Below are 20,707 nucleotides of genomic sequence, written 5' to 3' on the forward strand. Positions count from 1 at the left end.
ATATCCTTCCCTTATGGGCTTAACACGCCATAAATCAAGTGCGATATGCGGCGTTAATACGCACATAATCGTAAGTTAGGTCACAGCCCCAAGCCGTTGCTTTTCCACTTCCATCATGCAGATCTACAGTGATCAGCACAGTTTCACTTTTTTGCAAATAGGCCAAAGCCTTTTCCTCGTCAAAAGCGACTGGCTTCGAGTGCAAAAGCACCTCAATATCCCCTAACGAGATGTTCACATGCTCCGGCGATACCGGAACACCCGCGCGTCCAACCGCAGCAATAATCCGCCCCCAGTTCGCATCCGCTCCAAAAATAGCAGATTTCACTAGACTAGAACCAACCACTGTCTTGGCAATCGCTGCCGCCGCCTCATCATGAACAGCACCATTCACTTGAACCTCAATCAGGTGAGTTGCACCTTCGCCATCTCGAGCAATCGCTTTGGCAAGCGTCTGGCACACATAAGTGAATCCAGCAGCAAAAGCGTCCCAATCCGGATGCAGCCGTGTCAGCTTCTCATTACCGGCAAGCCCACTCGCCATCGACACTAACATATCATTGGTGCTAGTATCTCCATCGACTGTAATCATATTAAAAGTAACATTCGTAGCTGAACGTAAAAGACTAAGTAAATCCTCCGCTGCAATATCAGCATCCGTGGTCATAAAGCCAAGCATGGTAGCCATGTTAGGATGGATCATCCCTGAGCCCTTTGCAGCTCCGGCAATTGTAACTTCTACACCGCCAATGAGCACCTTCACGGCGATCTCTTTTTTAACTAAATCAGTGGTAAGTATAGCTTGGCAGAATTCCTCCGCGCCAATAGCTCCTCCGTCCAGCTTCTCTGGTATTGCAGTAATTCCGGTACGTACGCAGTCCATCTTCAACAGTTCACCGATAACTCCAGTCGAAGCAACAGCCACATCATTAACGGCCACACCTAAATGCTGAGCCGCAGCAGCGCGCATCTCATAAGCATCTGCTTCACCTTGTTCGCCTGTGCAGGCATTGGCATTCCCGCTGTTCACGATAACCGCCTGCAATACTCCGTTCGAAAGGCTTTCCCGAGTCACTTTCAGCGGGGCCGCCTGAAAAACATTCGTAGTATACACGGCCGCAGCCGTTGCCGGAACTTCACACAGAATCACTCCGAGATCGTTGCGATCTGTTTTTTTCAATCCACAATGCAATCCTCCGGACCTAAAACCGTTAGGTGAAGTGATGCTTCCACCCTCCAAGGTGGTAAATAACTCAATCTCGCTCATATTATTTGTACCGCTGATCCTTATGGATACACAGGTGTGTAGCCGAGGCCAAGGGTTTCCTCCCATCCCATCATCAAATTAAGGTTCTGTATTGCCTGCCCTGCCGCACCTTTTACAACATTATCAATGACGGAGACTATGGTCACCCGCCCTGTACGAGCATCTGTTGCAAATCCAATATCACAATAATTAGAGCCGCTAACTTCTTTTGTCGCCGGAATCACACCTACATCACGCACCCGCACATATGGCCGGCCCGCATAATATTCACGGTATAAATTCACAAAATCCTGCTCCGTATAATTGTCCATCATCCCTGCATACATCGTACTCATAATTCCCCGGCTCATCGGCACGAGATGTGTGGTGAACGTTACCGTTACCTTTTCTCCCGCAATCTCTGTGAGCGTCTGCTCAATTTCTGGTATATGTTGATGCTTATTGATTTTATAAGCTTTAAAGTTCTCATTAATCTCTGCATAATGTACCATCAGGCTTGTTCCGCGTCCTGCTCCAGTAACTCCTGATTTCGCATCAATAATAATACTGTCGTGCTTAATCCAACCTGCCTGAATTGCAGGAATTAGTCCAAGAAGTGTAGCTGTAGGATAACAGCCTGGATTAGATATAAAATCAACCCCAGCCGCACGCTCTCCAAACACCTCGCAAAGTCCGTATACAGCCTGCTCTAGATATTCATCAGCCGGAGCGGGATGTTTATACCAGTGCTCATACTCTGCACCATCCTTCAATCGGAAATCACCGGACAGATCCACGACCTTAAGTCCAGCTTCCAGCAGCTGCGGCACCAGCTTTGCGCTCACACCCGACGGCGTTGCCGTAAATACCACATCCGCCCGCTCAGCCATCTGAGCCGGGTCAACGCCATCCAGCCTTCGATCAATGATGCCCGTCAAATGCGGAAAACCTTCCTCTATAGCATCCCCTGCACTTGATGAGGAAATTACCGAAGTAATCTCTACCTTAGGATGACTTTGTAGCAGCCGAATCAGCTCTACGCCCCCATAACCCGTTGATCCAACAATCGCCGCTCTCAGCTTGCCTTCCACTGTCATCCCCACTTCCTGCTTATCATGAATTATAATAAATAATATAATGCATACCGTCTTAGAAATATGTATTATTATACGACTGAATTAATATAAATACAACACATAGTGTTAACTTTCTTTATTCCTAAATATAATTCTATTTACAAAAAAAGAGAAGCGTAGCTTCTCCTTTCGGAGAAATTACACTTCTCTTTTAAAGCCTTCACCCAGCACCTCATGCGCCTCAGTTATAATCACAAAAGCACTAGTATCTACCGATTGAACAATCGCTTTTAATCTGGAAACCTCATTCTGACCTACTACAACCATTAGCACCGTACGCTCATCACCAGTATAACCGCCATGTGCATCCAGCTTCGTCAGACCCCGATCCAGATCATTCAAAATCGCCTCAGATATTTCTTCCGTCTTGTCCGAGATTATGTAAGCCACCTTTGTATAACGGAAGCCTACCTCTATCGCATTAATGGCCTTACCTGTAACAAACAGACCGATCAGTGCATACAGTGCTTGTTCCATACCGAGTATAAAAGCAGCCAGCACAATGACCGTCCCGTCCAGCAGCACTACAGAAATCGAGAAGCTGAGACCGGATATCTTTTGAATAATCTGCGCCAAAATAGTAAGTCCACCTGTCGAGCCCCGTCCGCGGAACACAAGACCTAACCCCACCCCCACACAGATACCGCCATAAATGGAGGCTAAGAGTGGATTGGTGGTAGGTGCAGGCAAATCTTTTGTCAACAAGATAAAGAGCGGCAACACAAAGCTCCCAAGGAGCGAGCGAACTCCGTATTGTTTACCCAAGAAGATTACCCCGAGTACAAACAACGGAATATTAAGCGCCCATTGCGTAAATGCCGGCTCAGCCCCAAACCAAGCTTCAGCCAATACCGACAGACCGGATACACCACCAGAAGCAATATGATTAGGCAGAAAAAAAAGATTAAACCCCAGCGCTGTAACTAGCGATCCGAGCAAAATTAACATCGTATCCACCACATGTCGGAGTGGGCCATTCAGAGGAATCAGTGGGGGTTTATTACGTGAATTGACTTTTTGCATTTCAAAGGCTCTCCTTAAAGTGTCATCTTGCTCTACGAAAGAAGAAACGGCCATCCCATCCTAATCCATGAATGGTATCCGTTTCCCCCGAAACTTTCTCTTTTATTCTGCCTCAATCTTGATCTGGCTACGCAGGTAACCATCAATGAATACATCAATATCTCCGTCCATAACAGAACCCACATTCCCCGTTTCCACGGAAGTACGGTGATCCTTAACCATGTTATACGGATGGAATACATAGGAACGGATCTGACTGCCCCAAGCAATATCGGATTGCTCACCGCGAATCTCATCCAAATGCTGTTGCTGTTCTTGCAGTTTACGCTCATACAACTTGGAACGCAGCATCTTCATTGCTTGCTCGCGGTTTTTGATCTGTGAACGTTCGTTCTGACAGGTTACCACCACACCCGTAGGTAAGTGAGTAATCCGCACCGCAGAGTCTGTGGTATTGATATGCTGTCCACCGGCGCCGCTCGCCCGATACGTATCGATCTTCAAATCCTCAGTACGAATTTCAACTTCTACATCATCGGCAATTTCCGGAACGACATCACAGGATACAAAAGAGGTATGCCGTCTGCCCGAAGAGTCAAACGGAGAAATCCGTACTAGCCGATGTACACCTTTTTCAGCTTTCAGATATCCGTAGGCGTTGAAGCCTTTAATAAGTAATGTGACACTCTTGATTCCCGCTTCATCACCCGGTAAGTAGTCCAGCACCTCAACCTTGAATCCACGTTTTTCAGCCCAACGGGTATACATCCGCAGTAGCATCTGGCCCCAGTCTTGGGATTCCGTACCGCCCGCACCTGGATGGAGCTCAAGAATAGCATTCAGCTTGTCATACGGCTGGTTAAGTAGCAATTGCAGCTCGAATTCATCCACTTTGCTGCCTAAACTGCTGATCGTCTCCCCAATCTCTGCCGCAAGATCTTCATCGCCCTCTTCATCCGCAAGCTCTGCCATCATCGCAGCATCGTCGTATTCTTGTTGCAGCTTCTCGTATTGATCCACGGACGATTTCACGGCATTCATCTCGCCGATCACGCTCTGTGCCTGCTCTGGATTATCCCAGAAGCCTGGAGCAGCCATTTTTTCTTCAAAGTTCGAGATCATCTCTTGCTTAAGATCTAAGTCAAAGAGACCCCCTAAGGTCAGTTAGTTTCTTGCCTATTTCACGCAGATCCTGCTTTACATTAGCTTCAATCATATGGTCACTTCACCTTTCAAAATAGGTTGTTACGGTCGTCGTTATTGGAAAGTTAGTAATGAGTGAATGTTCAGCCATTCCGAGAAGGATTGGACTTCCGATCGCTGTTGTTTCCAGATTCCTTGAATTGATAACCGCATAGCGGTTGGAATCCCGAAACAAAGGCGAACACTCCGTTTCTCCAGTTCCAAACCTTCTCTCCATTCCACATTCACTCAAAGTGCTAAATATCCAAAAAAAGCGACTGGGCCGTAAACGGGGGATACCCCCGGGCCCAGCCGCTCTTTATGGTTAGTATACCCATAGAGATCAGGGTTAAAGACTTACATCTTCAACACCTGAATATGAGCGCTACTAAACGTTTGTCTTATGCGTTTTGACCGTGGCAGTTCTTGTACTTCTTGCCGCTTCCGCAAGGGCAAAGATCATTACGACCAGCTGCCGCCTCAACATGTACCGGACGTTTCTCAGCAGGTTCGCTGTTAGTGGAAATTTTATTTTCCTCTACAACGGATTGACGCTCCTGATTTGTCTCGATGTGAGCCTTCATAATATAAGTAGCTACTTCTTCTTGAATCGTAGCCGTCATAGTATTAAACATTTCGAATCCTTCGAATTGATACTCGCGAAGTGGATCTGTACCACCGTAAGCACGCAGGTGAATCCCTTGACGCAATTGATCCATCGCATCGATATGATCCATCCACTTGCTGTCCACGGAGCGCAGCACGATTACCTTCTCGAATTCACGTACCAATTCTGAACCTAGGCGTTCTTCACGAGCAGCATATTTCTCAAGTACACGTTCAAAGATGTACTCAATGATCTCTTCTGCTTCCTTGCCCCACAGAATATCGCGAGTCAAAGCACCTTCTTCAAGCAGCTTGCTGTTTACGTAATCAGCAACTTCTTGCAGCTCCCAGTTCTCAGGAATATCGTCACTGCAGTGTGCGTGAACAATACGTTCAATAACCGGCTTAATCATTTCAAGTACGATATCTTTAATATTTTCAGACTCCAGAATCTCACGGCGTTGTTTATAAATAATTTCACGCTGTTGATTCATCACGTCATCATATTGCAATACGACTTTACGAATATCAAAGTTATTACCTTCAACACGTTTCTGAGCAGATTCCACAGCACGCGTAATCATGCGGCTCTCAATCGGCTGATCTTCCTCAAAGCCAAGGCGATCCATCATACTCAAAACGTTGTCAGCGCCGAAACGCTTCATCAACTCATCCCCAAGGGACAAGTAGAATTGTGTAGAACCTGGGTCTCCTTGACGACCCGCACGACCACGCAGCTGGTTATCAATCCGGCGCGATTCATGACGCTCTGTACCAATGATATGCAGACCTCCAAGATCTGTCACACCTTCACCTAGAACGATATCTGTACCCCGACCAGCCATGTTGGTAGCAATCGTAACTGTACCTGGCTGACCTGCGTGTGTAATGATTTCAGCTTCCGCAGCATGATGCTTCGCGTTAAGCACTTGGTGTCTAACGCCTTTGCGCTTCAGCATTTCAGATACGAGCTCTGAATTCTCAATCGACACTGTACCCACAAGTACAGGTTGGTTCTTTTTGTGACGTTCTACAATTTCTGCCACTACAGCGTTGAACTTACCGTTCTCACTCTTGTAGACAACATCCGGCATATCTATGCGCTGATTCGGTTTATTCGTAGGGACTTGAAGAACTTCAAGACCATAAATCTTCTTGAACTCTTCTTCCTCAGTTTTAGCTGTACCTGTCATACCGCCCAATTTGCGATACATACGGAAATAGTTCTGGAAAGTAATCGTAGCAAGCGTCATGCTCTCATTCTGTACTTCGATTTCTTCCTTCGCTTCAATCGCTTGGTGCAAACCGTCACTATAACGACGGCCTGACATTAAACGTCCTGTAAATTCATCAACAATAACGACCTCACCCTCGTTAACAACGTAGTCTACGTCACGACGCATAATTACGTTTGCTTTCAGGGCTTGGACGATATGGTGATTCAAGGTTACATGACTGTGATCATACAAGTTCTCAATACCAAAAGCACGTTCAGCAGTAGCTACACCTTTTTCAGTCAAGGCTACAGACTTCACTTTGATATCAACTGTGTAGTCTTCTTCAGCTTTAAGCTTTTTCACAAAGCGGTCTGCTGCAAAGTACAATTCAGTAGACTTCTCAGCTTGTCCGGAAATGATAAGAGGTGTACGTGCTTCATCAATAAGAATGGAGTCCACTTCATCAATAATACAGAAATAAAGAGGGCGCTGAACCATTTGTTCTTTATAAAGCACCATGTTGTCACGCAAATAATCGAAACCAAATTCGTTGTTCGTGCCATACGTAATATCGCAGGCGTAAGCATCTTGTTTATCAGCATGGTCCATACCGCTTAGGTTAACCCCAACCGTCATGCCCAGGAAGTTATAGATTTGTGCCATTTGTGCGCTGTCGCGCTGAGCCAAATAGTCATTGACCGTTACTACGTGTACGCCTTTACCAAGCAAAGCATTTAAGTACACTGGCAATGTTCCTACTAGAGTCTTACCTTCACCAGTCTTCATCTCGGAGATTCGGCCTTCATGCAGGGCCATACCACCAATTAACTGTACATCAAAATGCCGCATGCCAAGCGTCCGTTTGGAAGCTTCACGTACGGTTGCAAACGCCTCAGGAAGAATTTCTTCCAAGGTTTCGCCTTTCTCAATACGGGCGCGGAACTCTTCCGTCTTAGCTTTTAAAGCTTCATCGGATAGTGCTACAAATTCCGGCTCCAATCCATTAATTACATCGACTGTCTTCATGAGACGTTTAACGTCACGATCGTTTGTGTCTCCGAATATTTTCTTTACAAGTCCTAGCATGGTTAACCCCTTTCATGCAACACAGATGGTGGAACCGAGCCCATCCTCACAAAATTGAAAGGGCCATTTATAAATTCGATTCCGCTGCTTCATAAATTGTAACAGTTTGTAAGAGATGCCGCAATACAAGGTGTAACAGCCACATTTTTCATATATACGCACAAGAGCCCTATTCGCTATAAGCGAATAGGGGCTCGGTTTAAATTTCCTAGGTTCTGACTAACTCTCGAGGCCCTTTATACTTAGAGCATAACTGGCATCATTGTATCTTAGCCCTGTTCAATCAGTCCATATTTACCATCATCACGTTTGTAAACTACGCTAACTTCCGAGGTGTCGATATTGGAAAACACAAAGAAATTATGTCCTACCATGTTCATTTGCAGAATTGCTTCTTCCACATCCATCGGCTTCATCGTAAAGCGTTTGTTCCTAACCACTTCTAAATCATCATAATCTTGTTCTTCTACAGCAACAGCGGCACTAGCTCCATCCACAAACAGCGTCTTGAGTCCCTCTTGACGGAACTTACGGTTCAGCTTCGTTTTGTGTTTGCGAATTTGGCGTTCCAGCTTGTCCACAACGGCGTCTATGGAAGCATACATGTCATCGCTGCGATCTTCCGCACGAAGCGTCACGCCAGCAAGCGGAATGGTTACTTCCACCGTATGAAGGCCGCGAACTACGCCAAGCGTCACAGACCCTTCAGAGGTAGGGGGTGCTTCGAAATACTTCTCAAGTTTGCTGAGCTTCTTATCAACATACTCTCTCAAAGCGTCGGTCACGTCAATTTGTTGACCTCGAATGGTGAATTGCATGGCCACTCCTCCTTTAGTTACACCTTCATTATACCAAATTGTAAGCGCTAAGTAAAAAGCAATTCCTTACAGCCCTTACATTTAGATAACAAATGTTGTCATAGCGTTCACAAATAAAACAAGTCCGGTAAGAGCAACCAATCGCCCTACCGGACCAAAAGTAAACCTGTCGTTATTATAGTACGGATTCCACTCTTATATTCTCCGAATGAAATCACATAAGGTCAGGCTATTTGGTATGAATTTGAATGATTTCTACAGGGGACCATTGAGAACCCGATCCTGCAATAACATATACCTTATAGGCAGTATTTGCTGCTAAACCAGTTAGGGTCTGTGTACGTTTTACACCAGGAGCAAACGTAAGTGTGTCAGTCCATGGAGCAGCCAGTGCAGTACCGCTACCATTTTGACCTAAAGCAATCTGCGCTGCAGTAGGTGCCTTATCATTTGCTGGCAATACTACATATCTAACTGGGGTTGTAGTGCCACCTGTCACACCATATTTAACATATACATCTGCTGTAACTGTACTAACTTGTCCCGGCTCAAAAAGCGAAATCGAGCTAGCAGTAGCTTGAGCAGTAGTCAACCGAACTGTCGTTACAGTAGACAAGTTACCAGCTGCATCCGCCAGCGTGATATATGTTGCATATTCTGTACCAGGATTCAATCCGTAAACAGAGAATGTAACCGTTGTTTCAGCTACAGTCGCAACACTACCATGGATACCACTTGCAGTCCCGTTACTAATTTGTCCTTTTTCCACCTGCAATGCAGTTGGAGCAGTTACATCAGCATTATAAGGAGCTACAACATAGTATACTGCACCAGTTACGGAAGGTGTCAGGTATACATCCGCTGTGACCGAACCAACATTACCGTAGGTTGCCCCACTTACTGTTGGCGCTGTGCTACTTTCGCCGCCACCGTTACCACCACCAGAACCTCCGCCAGTACTGCCACCTGGAGCAGCAGTTGGGGTTGGTGTAGCTGTTGGTGTCGGAGTAGCCGTTGGAGTTGGTGTAGGTGTTACACCACCACCTGTGCCACTACCAGGATAATAAATAGCTGAAGTATTGATAATACCTACAGCCTCGGCACGTGTTAACGATCTCTTAGGACCAAAGGTTCCATCTGGATAACCGTTAACAATCTTCTTTTCCACTGCGGCTGCTACAGCACCTTTTGCCCATGCTGCAATTTGTGCATTGTCTTTAAATTTGTTCGAAGTTGTATTGGTGCTCAATTTAAGTAATTTTGCAGTAATTACAGCTGCTTCTTCTCTTGTAAGCGGATTATTAGGACGGAACGTATTATCCTCGTATCCTCCGATATATCCAGCTTCCACAGCTTTAGCCACTTCACTGTAATTCCAGTTTGTGCTTTTCATATCTTTGAAAGTTACTGTTGCTTTAGTTGTAAACCCTAACAGGCGATTTACCATAGTCACATACTCACCACGCGTAATTGCTTTGTTTGGTTTCACCGTTCCATCTGGGTAGCCTCCAAGGTAACCTCTATCTAGCCATTCCTGCAGCTGACCTTGTGCCCAGTGGCCTTGAATATCCTTAGGTACAGTTGCAGCAGATACGCTGCCGAGAGACCCCAATAACATACTAGTACCTAATATTCCGGTCATAAGACCGCGCCACATCTTCTTCATCCTGCTAATCACCCTCCTAATTGTTTTGATAGCTTAGGCTATATTGAATTTCTTCGTGAATGTAGTAACCTAGGCTAACATAGTGTGTGTCGAGGTAAGATAAACAGCTCAACGTATATCTATTACCCACCTTTTGCAGAGTTCTAACATTTTCCATAAAATGAATTTACAAAATAGGCTATTTTCTTTACTAGGATTGGCTATACTAGACACATATGAACGCACAAAAAAAGGATCTTGGAAGATTCCAAGATCCCTGCTAGCGCTGTCTAAATTGCTAACCATCTACTTATATGTAGTTCGGCTTCGCCGGATGATTATAATTTGATTACGTTAGCTGCTTGTGGTCCACGTGCACCTTCAACGATATCGAATTCTACGGATTGACCTTCATCCAATGTCTTGAAACCATCAGTTTGAATCGCGGAAAAGTGTACGAATACGTCGCCACCGTCTGCAGTCTCGATAAAACCATAACCTTTTTCTGCGTTAAACCATTTTACTTTACCTTCCATTGATTAAACATTCCCTTCGTCATCAGATGAACGTGAGTCTTGCTCACAATTCGACTATACCACCGTAACTTCTTTATTGTCAATTGGAAAAGAAAATGTTTACATTCAATAATTTACCACGTAAAATAAACTATTAAATTTTCCATAAACAAGAAATAGATTCGGTACAATGATCAAAAAAAGGAGCAGACGGTATTTAATACCCGTCTACTCCTATAGTGAAACACCGATAAAACTATTTTTTGCGATCCATAAGAAAACTGTCTGGGGTGTAGGCGGCCTCATAGGCGTTGCGTTGTGTTTTGGCCTGTTCTCTCTGTTGAAGCCACTTAGCTGCCTCACTTTTAAGTTGTTGCATTCTTGCAATTATCATAGGATCGGCTTCCAACAACTCTCGTAACTGATGCTGCTGGTTTACACCGATCGACTGTTTTTTCACATGCTGTTCGAGTTGATCTATCAAATTTTGACGTTGTTCGACGAAATCATTTAATTCTTCATATGAACAATTATCTAGTCTATTAATAATATCTTGAGTAATCTTATTTAACTCTAAGATACAATTATCCATGGGCCTTCTCGTGTGCTGGTGCCAGCTTTGACGCCTCCAACCAAGTTAAGCGGAACTCAGTTAAATACTGTAACGCCTCTTCTGCAGGAACCTTGTCTTTCTTCACATTCGCCTGAATCAACAAATGATTTATATATTCGTATAGATCATTCAAACTTTTAGATATGTCATAGGTAGGATCCAGTGTTGACATCAATTCACTAACAATTGTCTGCGCTTTACCCAGGTTAATGTTTGTCTTTTGATAGTCAACTGAATCGATTCCTTCCATACCCGCCCTTACAAATCTAATCGCTCCATCAAATAACATAATCAGTAACTGTGAGGGGGTCGATGTTTTTACCGATGACTGACGGTATTTTTCATAAGGAGAATTTATCATTTGTGTCACCCTTTTCTCTTACTAGCTAGACATAAAACTTGATAAGCTACTTGATTGGGAATTGTACTTACTCATTGCAGTTTCCATAGCAGTAAACTGCTTATAATATCTGGTTTCCATATCAGTCAATCTGTCAGCCCACGCATCAATTCGGGAATTATAATCCTTCAGAAGTCTTCCCATAACACTCTCAGTTTTGTATGTGCTATTTATATCCGCAGAGAATTTAGATGTGCCCGCCTTCAATACAATTTTATCCAGAGCTTTATCAGCTAAGGTTGAAAGACTTGTAAATATACCTGAACCTCCCGAAGGAGTCTGAAACAAGGATGTAACCTTTTCCGGATTATCAGTCAAGGCTTGTTTTAATTTTTCTTCATTTATATATAATTTACCGTTCTCATAGTATTGTCCTGTAGTAATCCCAAATGAACTAAGATCTCCAAGCTTAGAAGTTATAACGGACCGAAAGTCAGAAACTGTAGACTTCAGTATTGCATCATTCTTCAGTAATCCGCTTTTCGCCTTTTCCTCCCATGTTGTGATTTCACTCTCTTTCATCGCTTCCTTTTGCTCTGATGTCAATGGCGCGAAATCACGATACTTGTTCTCATCTGTCTTTTTAGTGAATAAGCTAATAAGTTCATTATATGCTTCCACGAAAGATTTAATGGTTTCAATAGCTTTAGTAGGATCTGTCTGTGTATTAATTGTTGTAGTACCTGCTGTTCCAGACAAGCCTTGCAAAGTTAATTGAATGCCATTAACCGTGAAATTGTTGGAAGATGGAGTATATTTAACAGGAGTTTCCGTACTTCCTTGCTTACCACTGGAAATATAAACTTCAGCGTTCTCCGCATTTTTCACGGCACCAACATTCATTAGACTTAAAAAAGAACCGCTCAACTTATTCTTCTCTAATACATTGTCAGCCCCGTATTCTTTTGCCGAAATAGTAAATCGTCCACTCACCTCATCAAAACTTGCCGTCACACCTGCTGAACTACTATTAATTTTACTAATCGCTGAGGATATGGTGTCTTCATCAGTAAAAGTAAGAGTGACCCCTCCATCAACTTTAAATTCTAATGGAGTAGTCGCACCTAGCATATCGCTCAATTTTGTTCTAATCGTTGCTTTTTCGGATGAACTGGTAGTAAGCTGTGTTGTTGACTCTAAAGAAGATTTTGTAGCCAGTTTCGTTACCCGAACACTCATTTCTACTCCATTAGCATCAGCATTTGCCTCTGCCTTTACCGCAAGAGTATTTCCACTCACTACTGCCTTTTGTGCATTCATTTGAGATTGTTTGTTCCAACTACTTAACTTATTGGCTTTGAAATCTACAAGTTTACTGTTAAGCTCACGATAACTGTCCCTCTGCCACTCTAATAGAGTTTTCTGTTGATTAAGCTTATCCAGGGGCTGCCTTTTTGCCGACATCATTTGTTTAACAATGCTATCAATGTCCATTCCTGATGAAAAACCATTAACCCTAAGAACCATTTGTTCACTCCTCCCTATACACGTTGATCGATTAAAATTCCTGCAATTTCCATCATTTTCGCTACTAGATCTAATGTTTTTTCAGGCGGTATTTCACGAATCAATTCACCAGTGTCTTCATTTAGTACCTTAACCATAATGTCATGTGTCTTCTCGTGTACACTGATTTCTAAAATAGTTTTCGGTCCTTGTAAAGTCTTCACTGCGCGCTCAATATTCCTGATCAACTGCTCCTCTGCAACCGAGACTGAAATGCCTTCACGCTCTTTGCTACTTAAATCCTTGATATCTTTAACTGAAGTCAATTCGTTCACTGACCCGACTTTTCCATTACCAGGTATTGACTCAGACCTGCTCTGTCCACCAGTTGATGGATTAGCAGATACGGAGAACTGTACATTCATGAGCCCGACCTCCAACGACACTTAGTTTATAATATATATATCGGTTGCAGGAAGGGATAATTTAGAAATAGTACAGATAAATACTATAAAAATCATTTCAATTAAAGCGAAGGACTCCACTCAACCGTCATACAGAAATCAATCGTCAAATGTCCCACATCTTAGTACAGAGGGGACTGAAGTTCTTATTTTTTAAAATGTTTTTGAACCCTTCAAATTACGGAGCTATGCAAGTTTTAATTACCACACACACATTATGAACATCTTCCTCTGTCAGGTATGGGTGCATTGGTAATGACAACACGACATCACATAGTTCATTAGTTACAGTATAGTTCTCATCGTCTACTTCTAAATATGAAAATGCTCTCTGTTTATGCATTGGTTTGACGTAGTAGATCATACTAGGGATATCATTTTCTCTTAACCTTGCTTGCAATTCATCCCTTTGCTTTTTACTTTTCAACTTTATAGTATATTGAGCAAAACTGGAATAAAAACCTTCTGGAACAATAGGGGTTTCTACAATACCACTCAGTTCATTATTGTATTGCTGAGAAAATTTATTAACATCTTCAAGTTCGTGTTCAATAAAAGCTTTTAATTTTATAATTAGTACCGCAGCTTGAATCGTATCCAGTCTAGAATTGACACCTACCCTAACATTATCATATTTATTTTCTCCCTTACCATGAACCTTTAAAGATCTTATTTTTCCAGCTAAACCACTATCATTTGTAAAAATCGCTCCTCCATCCCCGTAACATCCCAAAGGTTTTGATGGAAAAAATGAAGTAGTTGCTGCATTACCGAAACTACAATTTTTTCTTCCATTAATATTACCTCCAAACCCCTGAGCACCATCCTCTAGCACTAACAGATTATACCTATCTGCAATTTCCTCGATCTTACAATAGTTAGCAGGAAGACCAAATAAGTCTACTGAAATAATAACTTTTGGTATTAAATTTCCTTCTTGTATAGTTCTTTGAATAGTTTTTTCTAATTTTAAAGGATCAATATTAAAAGTATCTCTCTCTACGTCTATAAATACAGGAGTTGCACCTCTAAAGGAAACAACCTCTCCAGTTGAGAAAAATGTAAAGTCAGGAACGAATACAGCATCCCCTTCTTTTATTCCATATGCCATCAACACCAATGTCATAGCTTCAGTGCCGTTAGCACAGGAAATACATTGTTCCACGCCTACATACTCAGCCAGTTGCTCTTCAAGTTTACTTATTACTTTACCATCAATGAAATCCCCATTAAGTAATACTTCTTGAACAGCCGAATCTATCTCTTGCTTATATTTTTGATATTGGGCTTGCAGATCCCTAAATTGCATACATCCACCTCTTCAAAATTACCCTTTTTCTATTCGATTTTCTTGAAGCAAACCAGAAATAACAATATATTTTTCTCCACAATATATACAGTTCGTTCTATCCTTAAGTGACTTGCCACATTTACAGACCCAACCAATCTGTTTTGCAGGTACACCTGCCCACAAAGAAAAATCAGGGACATCTTCAGTTACAACAGCACCTGAAGCTATCATCGCCCATTTACCGATAGTATTCCCACAAACAATAGTTGCATTAGCTCCAATAGTGGCACCATATCTCACTATTGTCTTTTCATATCCTTTTCTTCCTTTAGGATATTTACTTCTTGGCGTTAAATCATTCGTAAATACCATAGAAGGTCCACAAAAAACGTAATCCTCCAATTCTACTCCTTCAAAAACTGATACGTTATTTTGGATTTTGACCCCATTACCAATTTTTACATTATTTGATATATTGACATTTTGTCCAAGAGAGCAATTAGATCCAATTTGAACCCCACTTTGAATATGACTAAAATGCCACACCTTCGTTCCATCACCAATGCTTACATCATCATCAACATAACTACTTTCATGCACAAAGTGACTCATTTATTAAACCTACCTTTAAACTCCATAGTGCTCCCCTTTTCTAGGGGTAACTGTATACTTTTACCTTCATATGCTGACTTGTATATAGCAAGTACAAGCTCTAAAGCTCTTCTACCATCTTCAGCCGTAACATACGGCTGCCTATCATTTTCAACTGCTTCGATTACATCTGCATATAGTGGTCTATGGCCAAAACCATATACATTTGGTGGGTCTTCATTATACATTTCTTTAACTTCATCCGGATTATCTCTATTGTCCGCAAAACGCCATTCTTCAATAAGATTCACAGATTTCCCACCTGCTTTTACTGTCCCCTTTTCTCCGAAAATGTACAAGGTCTCTTCAAGATTTGTCTGAAAAACATTAACAGTTCCTTCGATAACTCCATAACTACCATTTCTAAATTTTATAATTGCCATACCAAGATCCTCAGCATCTATGTAGTCATGATTTAAATTATCTGTCATTCCTACAACTTCAACAATTTCGTCTTTCATCATCCATCTCAATAAATCAATATTATGAATACATTGGTTCATTAGGGCACCACCGTCTTGCTCCCATGTCCCCCTCCAAGGAGAATGTTTATAGTAATTCTCTTCCCTATTCCAACGAACATGAGCAGTTGCATGAAACAACTTTCCGAATCTTCCTTGCTCGACAGCTTCTCTGATTTTTTGAATAGACTTATTAAAACGATTTTGATGACATGCGCTTACCTTGAGGTTTTTTTCTGCTGCTAATTGAATAATTTTATCGGCTTCTACTAATGATAATGCAATGGGTTTCTCAATAATAAGATTACACCCCGCATTAAGAGCATCTATTGCAATTTGCCCATGGCTGCCACTTTCAGTACAAATAGCTACTAATTCGGGCCTCTCTTTTTCTAACATCTCTTTATAATCAGTATATTTCCGAGCAACATTTTTTAGATTGAATACAGTAATCACTTCGTCCATTTTTTCGGTCGCTACATCACATAGAGCAATTATCTGCAAATCATTTTCAATCGCTGCGGCTATATGATTTGGTGATATTCTCCCACACCCAATTAGTGCATATCTAAGGCTCAAGTTATTGCCTCCTATAACAATTCTATATTCCATCTACTTTGAATATCTTTCATAGCATTCTTAGTATCAAAAATCACTTTAGCGTACTCCTGTATGAGACTGTAGTCTACTGTTGTATGTGCTGTTGCAACAACTACCAGATCAACATTTTCAATGAGTTGAGCTGTCAATTCAGTTTCGCCTTTTTTTATTTTCCCATGCTCCTGATACTCAGACACATAAGGATCATAGAAAATAACCTCAGCATTCTGCCTTTCAAACTCATTAATCACTCTAATCGCTGGACTTTCCCTGTAGTCATTAATATCTTGCTTATAAGTTACTCCTAAAACTAATATTTTCGATCCATTCAAAGCCTTTTTATATCTATTCAATATTTTACTTGATCTCTCAACACAGTATTCTGGCATTCGGTCATTCACCATCATTGAAGATTCAATCATTGAAGTATGAAATCCATATTCACGTGCTTTCCATGACAAGTAATAAGGGTCAAGCGGTATACAATGGCCACCTAATCCCGGTCCAGGATAGAATGCTTGAAAACCATATGGTTTTGATTTCGCAGCTTCAATAACTTCCCAAAAGTTAATACCCATTTTGTTACTTAGAATTGCAAGTTCATTGACCAAGCCAATATTAACATTTCGGTACGTGTTCTCAAGAATCTTTTCCATTTCTGCAATTGCCGGAGAAGATACTCTGTGAATAGGTGCCTCCAAAACACTTTCGTATAAAATCGCTGCGATTTCTGTGCAATTTGGTGTAACACCACCCACTACCTTTGGTGTATTTTTAGTCTTGTAAATAAGGTTACCCGGATCAACTCGTTCAGGTGAAAATGCTAGATAAAACTCAACACCGCACTTTAATCCTGAGGTTTCAAAAATAGGTTTTAGTAGTTCTTCAGTTGTACCTGGATATGTTGTTGATTCCAACACTATCAGCATATCTTTATGCATATAAGGAACAATACTCTCTGCAGAAGCCTTGACATAACTTATATCTGGCTGCTGATGTTCATCTAGAGGTGTTGGTACACAAATACATACACAATCAGCTTTAGCAACCTGTGCAAAATCAGTAGTGGCCGAGAGCATGCCTGAACGCACGATAGCTTGTAGATCTTCGTTAACGACATCTCCAATATAGTTCACTCCTGTATTAACCAAATCAACCTTAGAATTTTGAATATCAAATCCTATAGTTTTATATCCAGCTTTTGCTTTTTCAACAGCAAGAGGCAGACCTACATATCCCAAACCAATAACACCCAGTGTTGCTGTTTTATTCATTAATTTTTGTTTTAAAAGATCCATTATGTTATCCTTCCATTTACTATAGCTTGGTATATACGGTCAGCAGCATATCCATCACCAAATAACATAGGTTGTGTATAATTCATACAATCAAGCTTTCTACTTGCTGCGGTTAAAATACTTTCACTATCAATTGAACTTAAAACATTCCAATCATTCTCTAAGGTTTCTACCCATTCTGTCTGGTTCCTAAGTGTTACACAGGGAGTCTTCAAAAAATATGCCTCTTTCTGCAGACCACCAGAGTCTGTCAACACCATATAGGCATGGGCTGTCAAATATAACATCAATAAATAACCCACTGGTTCGATAATTATTACATTGTGAGTTGTAATTTTTTGCATTTCTATCATTTTACGAGTTCTTGGGTGAAGTGGCATAATTACAGGTTTATCCATCTCTCTTAAGGCTGCAAAGATATAGGCTAATTTTTCACAATCATCAGTATTTTCAGCACGATGAATGGTTGCTAAATAGTATTCATTTTCCTGTAACTTAGGAATCATTCCATTTTCTCCATGTATCTCAGATAGCCAAATTCCATTAGAATATTGGTTTATAGACATATCTATATTCCTAAGTACTGCATCATACATAATATCTCCAGTATTAAACACATCTGAAATTATACCTTCTTGCTTTAGGTTCTCGACTGCGTTTGCGGTTGGACATAATAATAGTTTTGAAATATGGTCAGTTAATATTCTATTTTGTTCTTCAGGCATAGCCTTATTATAACTACGTAATCCTGCTTCGACATGAAATACTGGAATATGCAATTTACTCGAGGCTAACGCACCTGCCAATGTGGAATTTGTATCGCCATATACAAGTGTTCCATCAGGTTTTTCTATTTTAATTATCTCTTCGATTTTTTCGAGCATTCGTCCTGTTTGTAAACCATGGCTCCCAGAACCCACACCCAAATAATAATTAGGTATTGGAATACCGAGTTCATCAAAAAAAACATTAGACATATTCGCATCATAGTGTTGTCCTGTATGAACTAATATTTCCTCATTCTCTTCTCTAAATAATGCTGAGAATGGCGCTGCCTTAATAAACTGGGGTCGTGCACCAATTATAGTTAATATTTTCATATTGCCATTCTCCTTTCAATTATCAATTCAATATCTATATAATTCGTTAATCTATTATCTAATAGTAAATCCGAAAATTTTCTTCGCTATAATGTTTAATATAGGCTTGTTTCCAAGCCTCGTATCCCTCTAGAATGTACACTAGATTTAATTATTTTCTTTAATAACCTCAGTAAATACATCACTTAACTTTTGGGTTAACTGTCTTCTCTCAAATCCTCTTATATCCTCATTAATAACTAGATCCAAAAATTCTTTAGTCTCCCATTCTTTGTACAAGCTTAAAATATATTCTTGCATACCCTGAACATCTTCAAACTCATAATTCGCCCCTCTACTAGTCTTATTAATTAATGCTTCAACAAGACTTTCAGAAGGAGAAAGTGCTAGTATTCGTTTTCCTAATCTTAGGTATTCAAATACTTTCCCTGTATATACAGATTTATTTTTTTCCCCAGGTCCAACTATCAGTAACAAAAGATCAGCATTAGACGCATACAATAAGCTTTCTTGATGATTTAGATAGCCCAAAAAATCCACAAGATCGTCTATTCCTAATTGTTCTGCTATATCTCTCCAATGATCATCATTTTCCGTTAATGTAAAAATAATCTCTATTTTCTCTCTAGGAATTAGATCATAGAGCACTAAATTATGGACAGCCTTCATGAAGGTTTCCGGGGTTCTTATCATATATATAATTCCGTTATGCATAATCCGGAATTTCTTATCCCCGCCCTGTTCATTACTAGTTAATAATTCAGAGAAATCTTGTTCATCATATCCATTAGTTATTGTCTCAATTTTATTAGTTTCAAGATCAAAACTTCTAATATAATTTTGCATTGCCAACGGGGTAGTGGTTAAAATTTTATCACAGCTCTCCAAAATATTAATTTCCATGCTTTCTATCATTTTAAATAAAATGCTTTTTCTATCAAAATCTGCATATGGGTTATTAGTCCATTCATCTCTAAAATCACAAATCCATTTTTTTTCATATTTATTCTTCAAAAAATATCCTATCAGATGATCTGAATATGGACCTGAAGTAGAATAAATAAGATCAATTTCATCAAAATTAAGAAGATCATTTATTTTGTCCAGCACTTCTTTAGCAAAAACAATTGCATGATCCGGCAGAAAAGCAAAATCATTCAATTTATCTGGATTACTTTCTAATAATTCAATATATTCCTTCAGTATTACATCATTTCCCACAACAGTCTGGTACATTTCTATTAGCTTATTAACATAATAAATATCTAAGTCTTTGTTCTCTCTAATTCTAATAACTTCAACCTCTTGCGGGATCTCTTTTTCTAATGTACTATCCGTAAATGGAAAGTCACCTTCATCCACTGTGAGAACAACTGGTTCCCATCCAAAATCCCTTAGATATTTCACAAACTTCAATGTTCTCTGTACTCCGGATCCCCCGAGAGGTGGAAAAATATACGCTATAATAAGCACTTTTTTTCTCTCAATATAATCATTTACTTGAGTTAATTTCTCAAGTTCAGTAATCTTTAATGACACAATTTCTTTTAGATCACCCAATGCTAAAGGGAATAACTTTTTATATTGTCTATAAGCACTAATATTTTCTTTTCTCATCTCGTATAAATAAGCCAGATTATATATCAAATCGCTATCATATGGTTTTTCAGTTAAGCCCTCTAAAAAATACTTTTCCGCCTTTTTTAGATCGCCCTCCAGTAAAGCAATAGTCCCTTTTATTGAATATAATTCAAAATCTTTTTCCACAATTTTCTCATATTCTAGTATCATTACTTTAACTTCTTCTAAATAACCGTTCTCAATCAAATTCTGTATATTATCCTTAAAATCTCTTGAATAATTCTCCAAATTATCTAAACTCAAACTTCCCCCAACCCTTCTCATAATG

At 40.6% G+C, this 20,707-nt stretch carries 18 protein-coding genes; all 18 read right to left on the reverse strand.

Translation table 11 applies throughout. The features are described from left to right. Positions 1 to 34 precede the first annotated feature (34 nt). The 18 genes from argJ to MHH46_RS29750 all read right to left on the reverse strand — a co-directional run bounded on the left by argJ (position 35) and on the right by MHH46_RS29750 (position 20,703). Complete coding sequence (gene argJ / locus MHH46_RS29665) at positions 35 to 1,267, reverse strand: bifunctional ornithine acetyltransferase/N-acetylglutamate synthase (protein ID WP_076192414.1); 1,233 nt, start codon at positions 1,265 to 1,267, stop codon at positions 35 to 37. Positions 1,268 to 1,287: 20 nt separating this feature from the next. Next, complete coding sequence (gene argC, locus MHH46_RS29670; protein ID WP_076192412.1) at positions 1,288 to 2,343, reverse strand: N-acetyl-gamma-glutamyl-phosphate reductase; 1,056 nt, start codon at positions 2,341 to 2,343, stop codon at positions 1,288 to 1,290. Positions 2,344 to 2,520: 177 nt separating this feature from the next. Continuing rightward, the gene (locus MHH46_RS29675; RefSeq protein WP_036678511.1) at positions 2,521 to 3,405 is read right to left on the reverse strand and encodes a YitT family protein; all 885 of its coding nucleotides are present in this window, start codon (positions 3,403 to 3,405) and stop codon (positions 2,521 to 2,523) included. 102 nt (positions 3,406 to 3,507) lie between these two features. Next, positions 3,508 to 4,621, reverse strand: a protein-coding gene (gene prfB, locus MHH46_RS29680) for a peptide chain release factor 2 (protein ID WP_139329815.1) whose coding sequence is annotated in 2 segments (ribosomal slippage) — positions 3,508 to 4,548 and positions 4,550 to 4,621 — 1,113 coding nt in all. Because the reading frame shifts where the segments join, the coding sequence is not laid out codon by codon here. 367 nt (positions 4,622 to 4,988) lie between these two features. Then, positions 4,989 to 7,496, reverse strand: a complete 2,508-nt coding sequence (gene secA, locus MHH46_RS29685) for a preprotein translocase subunit SecA (RefSeq protein WP_036678509.1) — start codon at positions 7,494 to 7,496, stop codon at positions 4,989 to 4,991. A gap of 269 nt (positions 7,497 to 7,765) precedes the next feature. Next, a complete protein-coding gene (gene hpf / locus MHH46_RS29690) occupies positions 7,766 to 8,314 on the reverse strand; it encodes a ribosome hibernation-promoting factor, HPF/YfiA family (RefSeq protein ID WP_036678506.1) in 549 nt (182 codons plus the stop codon). A gap of 229 nt (positions 8,315 to 8,543) precedes the next feature. Continuing rightward, entirely contained in the window at positions 8,544 to 9,980 is a 1,437-nt protein-coding gene (locus MHH46_RS29695) for an S-layer homology domain-containing protein (RefSeq protein WP_076192410.1), read from the reverse strand. Between the two features lie 317 nt (positions 9,981 to 10,297). Continuing rightward, positions 10,298 to 10,495: a cold shock domain-containing protein gene (locus MHH46_RS29700; protein ID WP_019915069.1), complete on the reverse strand. Its 198-nt coding sequence runs from the start codon at positions 10,493 to 10,495 to the stop codon at positions 10,298 to 10,300. A 235-nt stretch (positions 10,496 to 10,730) separates the two neighbouring features. After that, a complete protein-coding gene (locus tag MHH46_RS29705; RefSeq protein ID WP_076192408.1) occupies positions 10,731 to 11,066 on the reverse strand; it encodes a hypothetical protein in 336 nt (111 codons plus the stop codon). Next, complete coding sequence (fliS, locus tag MHH46_RS29710; protein WP_076192405.1) at positions 11,059 to 11,448, reverse strand: flagellar export chaperone FliS; 390 nt, start codon at positions 11,446 to 11,448, stop codon at positions 11,059 to 11,061. The genes MHH46_RS29705 and fliS overlap by 8 nt, the downstream gene beginning before the upstream one ends. 21 nt (positions 11,449 to 11,469) lie before the next feature. Further along, entirely contained in the window at positions 11,470 to 12,954 is a 1,485-nt protein-coding gene (gene fliD / locus MHH46_RS29715; protein ID WP_076192403.1) for a flagellar filament capping protein FliD, read from the reverse strand. Between the two features lie 14 nt (positions 12,955 to 12,968). Next, entirely contained in the window at positions 12,969 to 13,358 is a 390-nt protein-coding gene (locus MHH46_RS29720) for a flagellar protein FlaG (protein ID WP_038573590.1), read from the reverse strand. A 217-nt stretch (positions 13,359 to 13,575) separates the two neighbouring features. Next, positions 13,576 to 14,706: a DegT/DnrJ/EryC1/StrS aminotransferase family protein gene (locus tag MHH46_RS29725; protein ID WP_076192400.1), complete on the reverse strand. Its 1,131-nt coding sequence runs from the start codon at positions 14,704 to 14,706 to the stop codon at positions 13,576 to 13,578. An 18-nt stretch (positions 14,707 to 14,724) separates the two neighbouring features. Next, a complete protein-coding gene (locus MHH46_RS29730) occupies positions 14,725 to 15,300 on the reverse strand; it encodes an N-acetyltransferase (protein ID WP_038573596.1) in 576 nt (191 codons plus the stop codon). Further along, entirely contained in the window at positions 15,297 to 16,379 is a 1,083-nt protein-coding gene (locus MHH46_RS29735; protein ID WP_038573598.1) for a Gfo/Idh/MocA family protein, read from the reverse strand. The genes MHH46_RS29730 and MHH46_RS29735 overlap by 4 nt, the downstream gene beginning before the upstream one ends. 11 nt (positions 16,380 to 16,390) lie before the next feature. Beyond that, on the reverse strand, positions 16,391 to 17,698 hold the full coding sequence (locus MHH46_RS29740) for a nucleotide sugar dehydrogenase (RefSeq protein WP_076192397.1): 1,308 nt from the start codon (positions 17,696 to 17,698) through the stop codon (positions 16,391 to 16,393). Further along, complete coding sequence (gene wecB, locus MHH46_RS29745) at positions 17,698 to 18,798, reverse strand: non-hydrolyzing UDP-N-acetylglucosamine 2-epimerase (RefSeq protein ID WP_076192395.1); 1,101 nt, start codon at positions 18,796 to 18,798, stop codon at positions 17,698 to 17,700. The genes MHH46_RS29740 and wecB overlap by 1 nt, the downstream gene beginning before the upstream one ends. Positions 18,799 to 18,945: 147 nt before the next feature. Beyond that, positions 18,946 to 20,703, reverse strand: coding sequence for a glycosyl transferase (locus MHH46_RS29750; RefSeq protein ID WP_405132543.1), 1,758 nt, complete (start codon positions 20,701 to 20,703; stop codon positions 18,946 to 18,948). Between the last annotated feature and the right edge of the window lie 4 nt (positions 20,704 to 20,707).

The organism is Paenibacillus sp. FSL H8-0175, assembly GCF_045040615.1.
Taxonomy (GTDB): domain Bacteria; phylum Bacillota; class Bacilli; order Paenibacillales; family Paenibacillaceae; genus Paenibacillus_AQ; species Paenibacillus_AQ odorifer.

What these genes read in the sequence shown, in the direction of transcription:
- argJ (WP_076192414.1), bottom strand. Translation starts at nt 1,267, where the DNA reads ATGAGCGAGATTGAGTTATTTACCACCTTGGAGGGTGGAAGCATCACT.
- argC (WP_076192412.1), bottom strand. Translation starts at nt 2,343, where the DNA reads ATGACAGTGGAAGGCAAGCTGAGAGCGGCGATTGTTGGATCAACGGGT.
- MHH46_RS29675 (WP_036678511.1), bottom strand. Translation starts at nt 3,405, where the DNA reads ATGCAAAAAGTCAATTCACGTAATAAACCCCCACTGATTCCTCTGAAT.
- secA (WP_036678509.1), bottom strand. Translation starts at nt 7,496, where the DNA reads ATGCTAGGACTTGTAAAGAAAATATTCGGAGACACAAACGATCGTGAC.
- hpf (WP_036678506.1), bottom strand. Translation starts at nt 8,314, where the DNA reads ATGCAATTCACCATTCGAGGTCAACAAATTGACGTGACCGACGCTTTG.
- MHH46_RS29695 (WP_076192410.1), bottom strand. Translation starts at nt 9,980, where the DNA reads ATGAAGAAGATGTGGCGCGGTCTTATGACCGGAATATTAGGTACTAGT.
- MHH46_RS29700 (WP_019915069.1), bottom strand. Translation starts at nt 10,495, where the DNA reads ATGGAAGGTAAAGTAAAATGGTTTAACGCAGAAAAAGGTTATGGTTTT.
- MHH46_RS29705 (WP_076192408.1), bottom strand. Translation starts at nt 11,066, where the DNA reads ATGGATAATTGTATCTTAGAGTTAAATAAGATTACTCAAGATATTATT.
- fliS (WP_076192405.1), bottom strand. Translation starts at nt 11,448, where the DNA reads ATGATAAATTCTCCTTATGAAAAATACCGTCAGTCATCGGTAAAAACA.
- fliD (WP_076192403.1), bottom strand. Translation starts at nt 12,954, where the DNA reads ATGGTTCTTAGGGTTAATGGTTTTTCATCAGGAATGGACATTGATAGC.
- MHH46_RS29720 (WP_038573590.1), bottom strand. Translation starts at nt 13,358, where the DNA reads ATGAATGTACAGTTCTCCGTATCTGCTAATCCATCAACTGGTGGACAG.
- MHH46_RS29725 (WP_076192400.1), bottom strand. Translation starts at nt 14,706, where the DNA reads ATGCAATTTAGGGATCTGCAAGCCCAATATCAAAAATATAAGCAAGAG.
- MHH46_RS29730 (WP_038573596.1), bottom strand. Translation starts at nt 15,300, where the DNA reads ATGAGTCACTTTGTGCATGAAAGTAGTTATGTTGATGATGATGTAAGC.
- MHH46_RS29740 (WP_076192397.1), bottom strand. Translation starts at nt 17,698, where the DNA reads ATGGATCTTTTAAAACAAAAATTAATGAATAAAACAGCAACACTGGGT.
- wecB (WP_076192395.1), bottom strand. Translation starts at nt 18,798, where the DNA reads ATGAAAATATTAACTATAATTGGTGCACGACCCCAGTTTATTAAGGCA.
- MHH46_RS29750 (WP_405132543.1), bottom strand. Translation starts at nt 20,703, where the DNA reads ATGAGAAGGGTTGGGGGAAGTTTGAGTTTAGATAATTTGGAGAATTAT.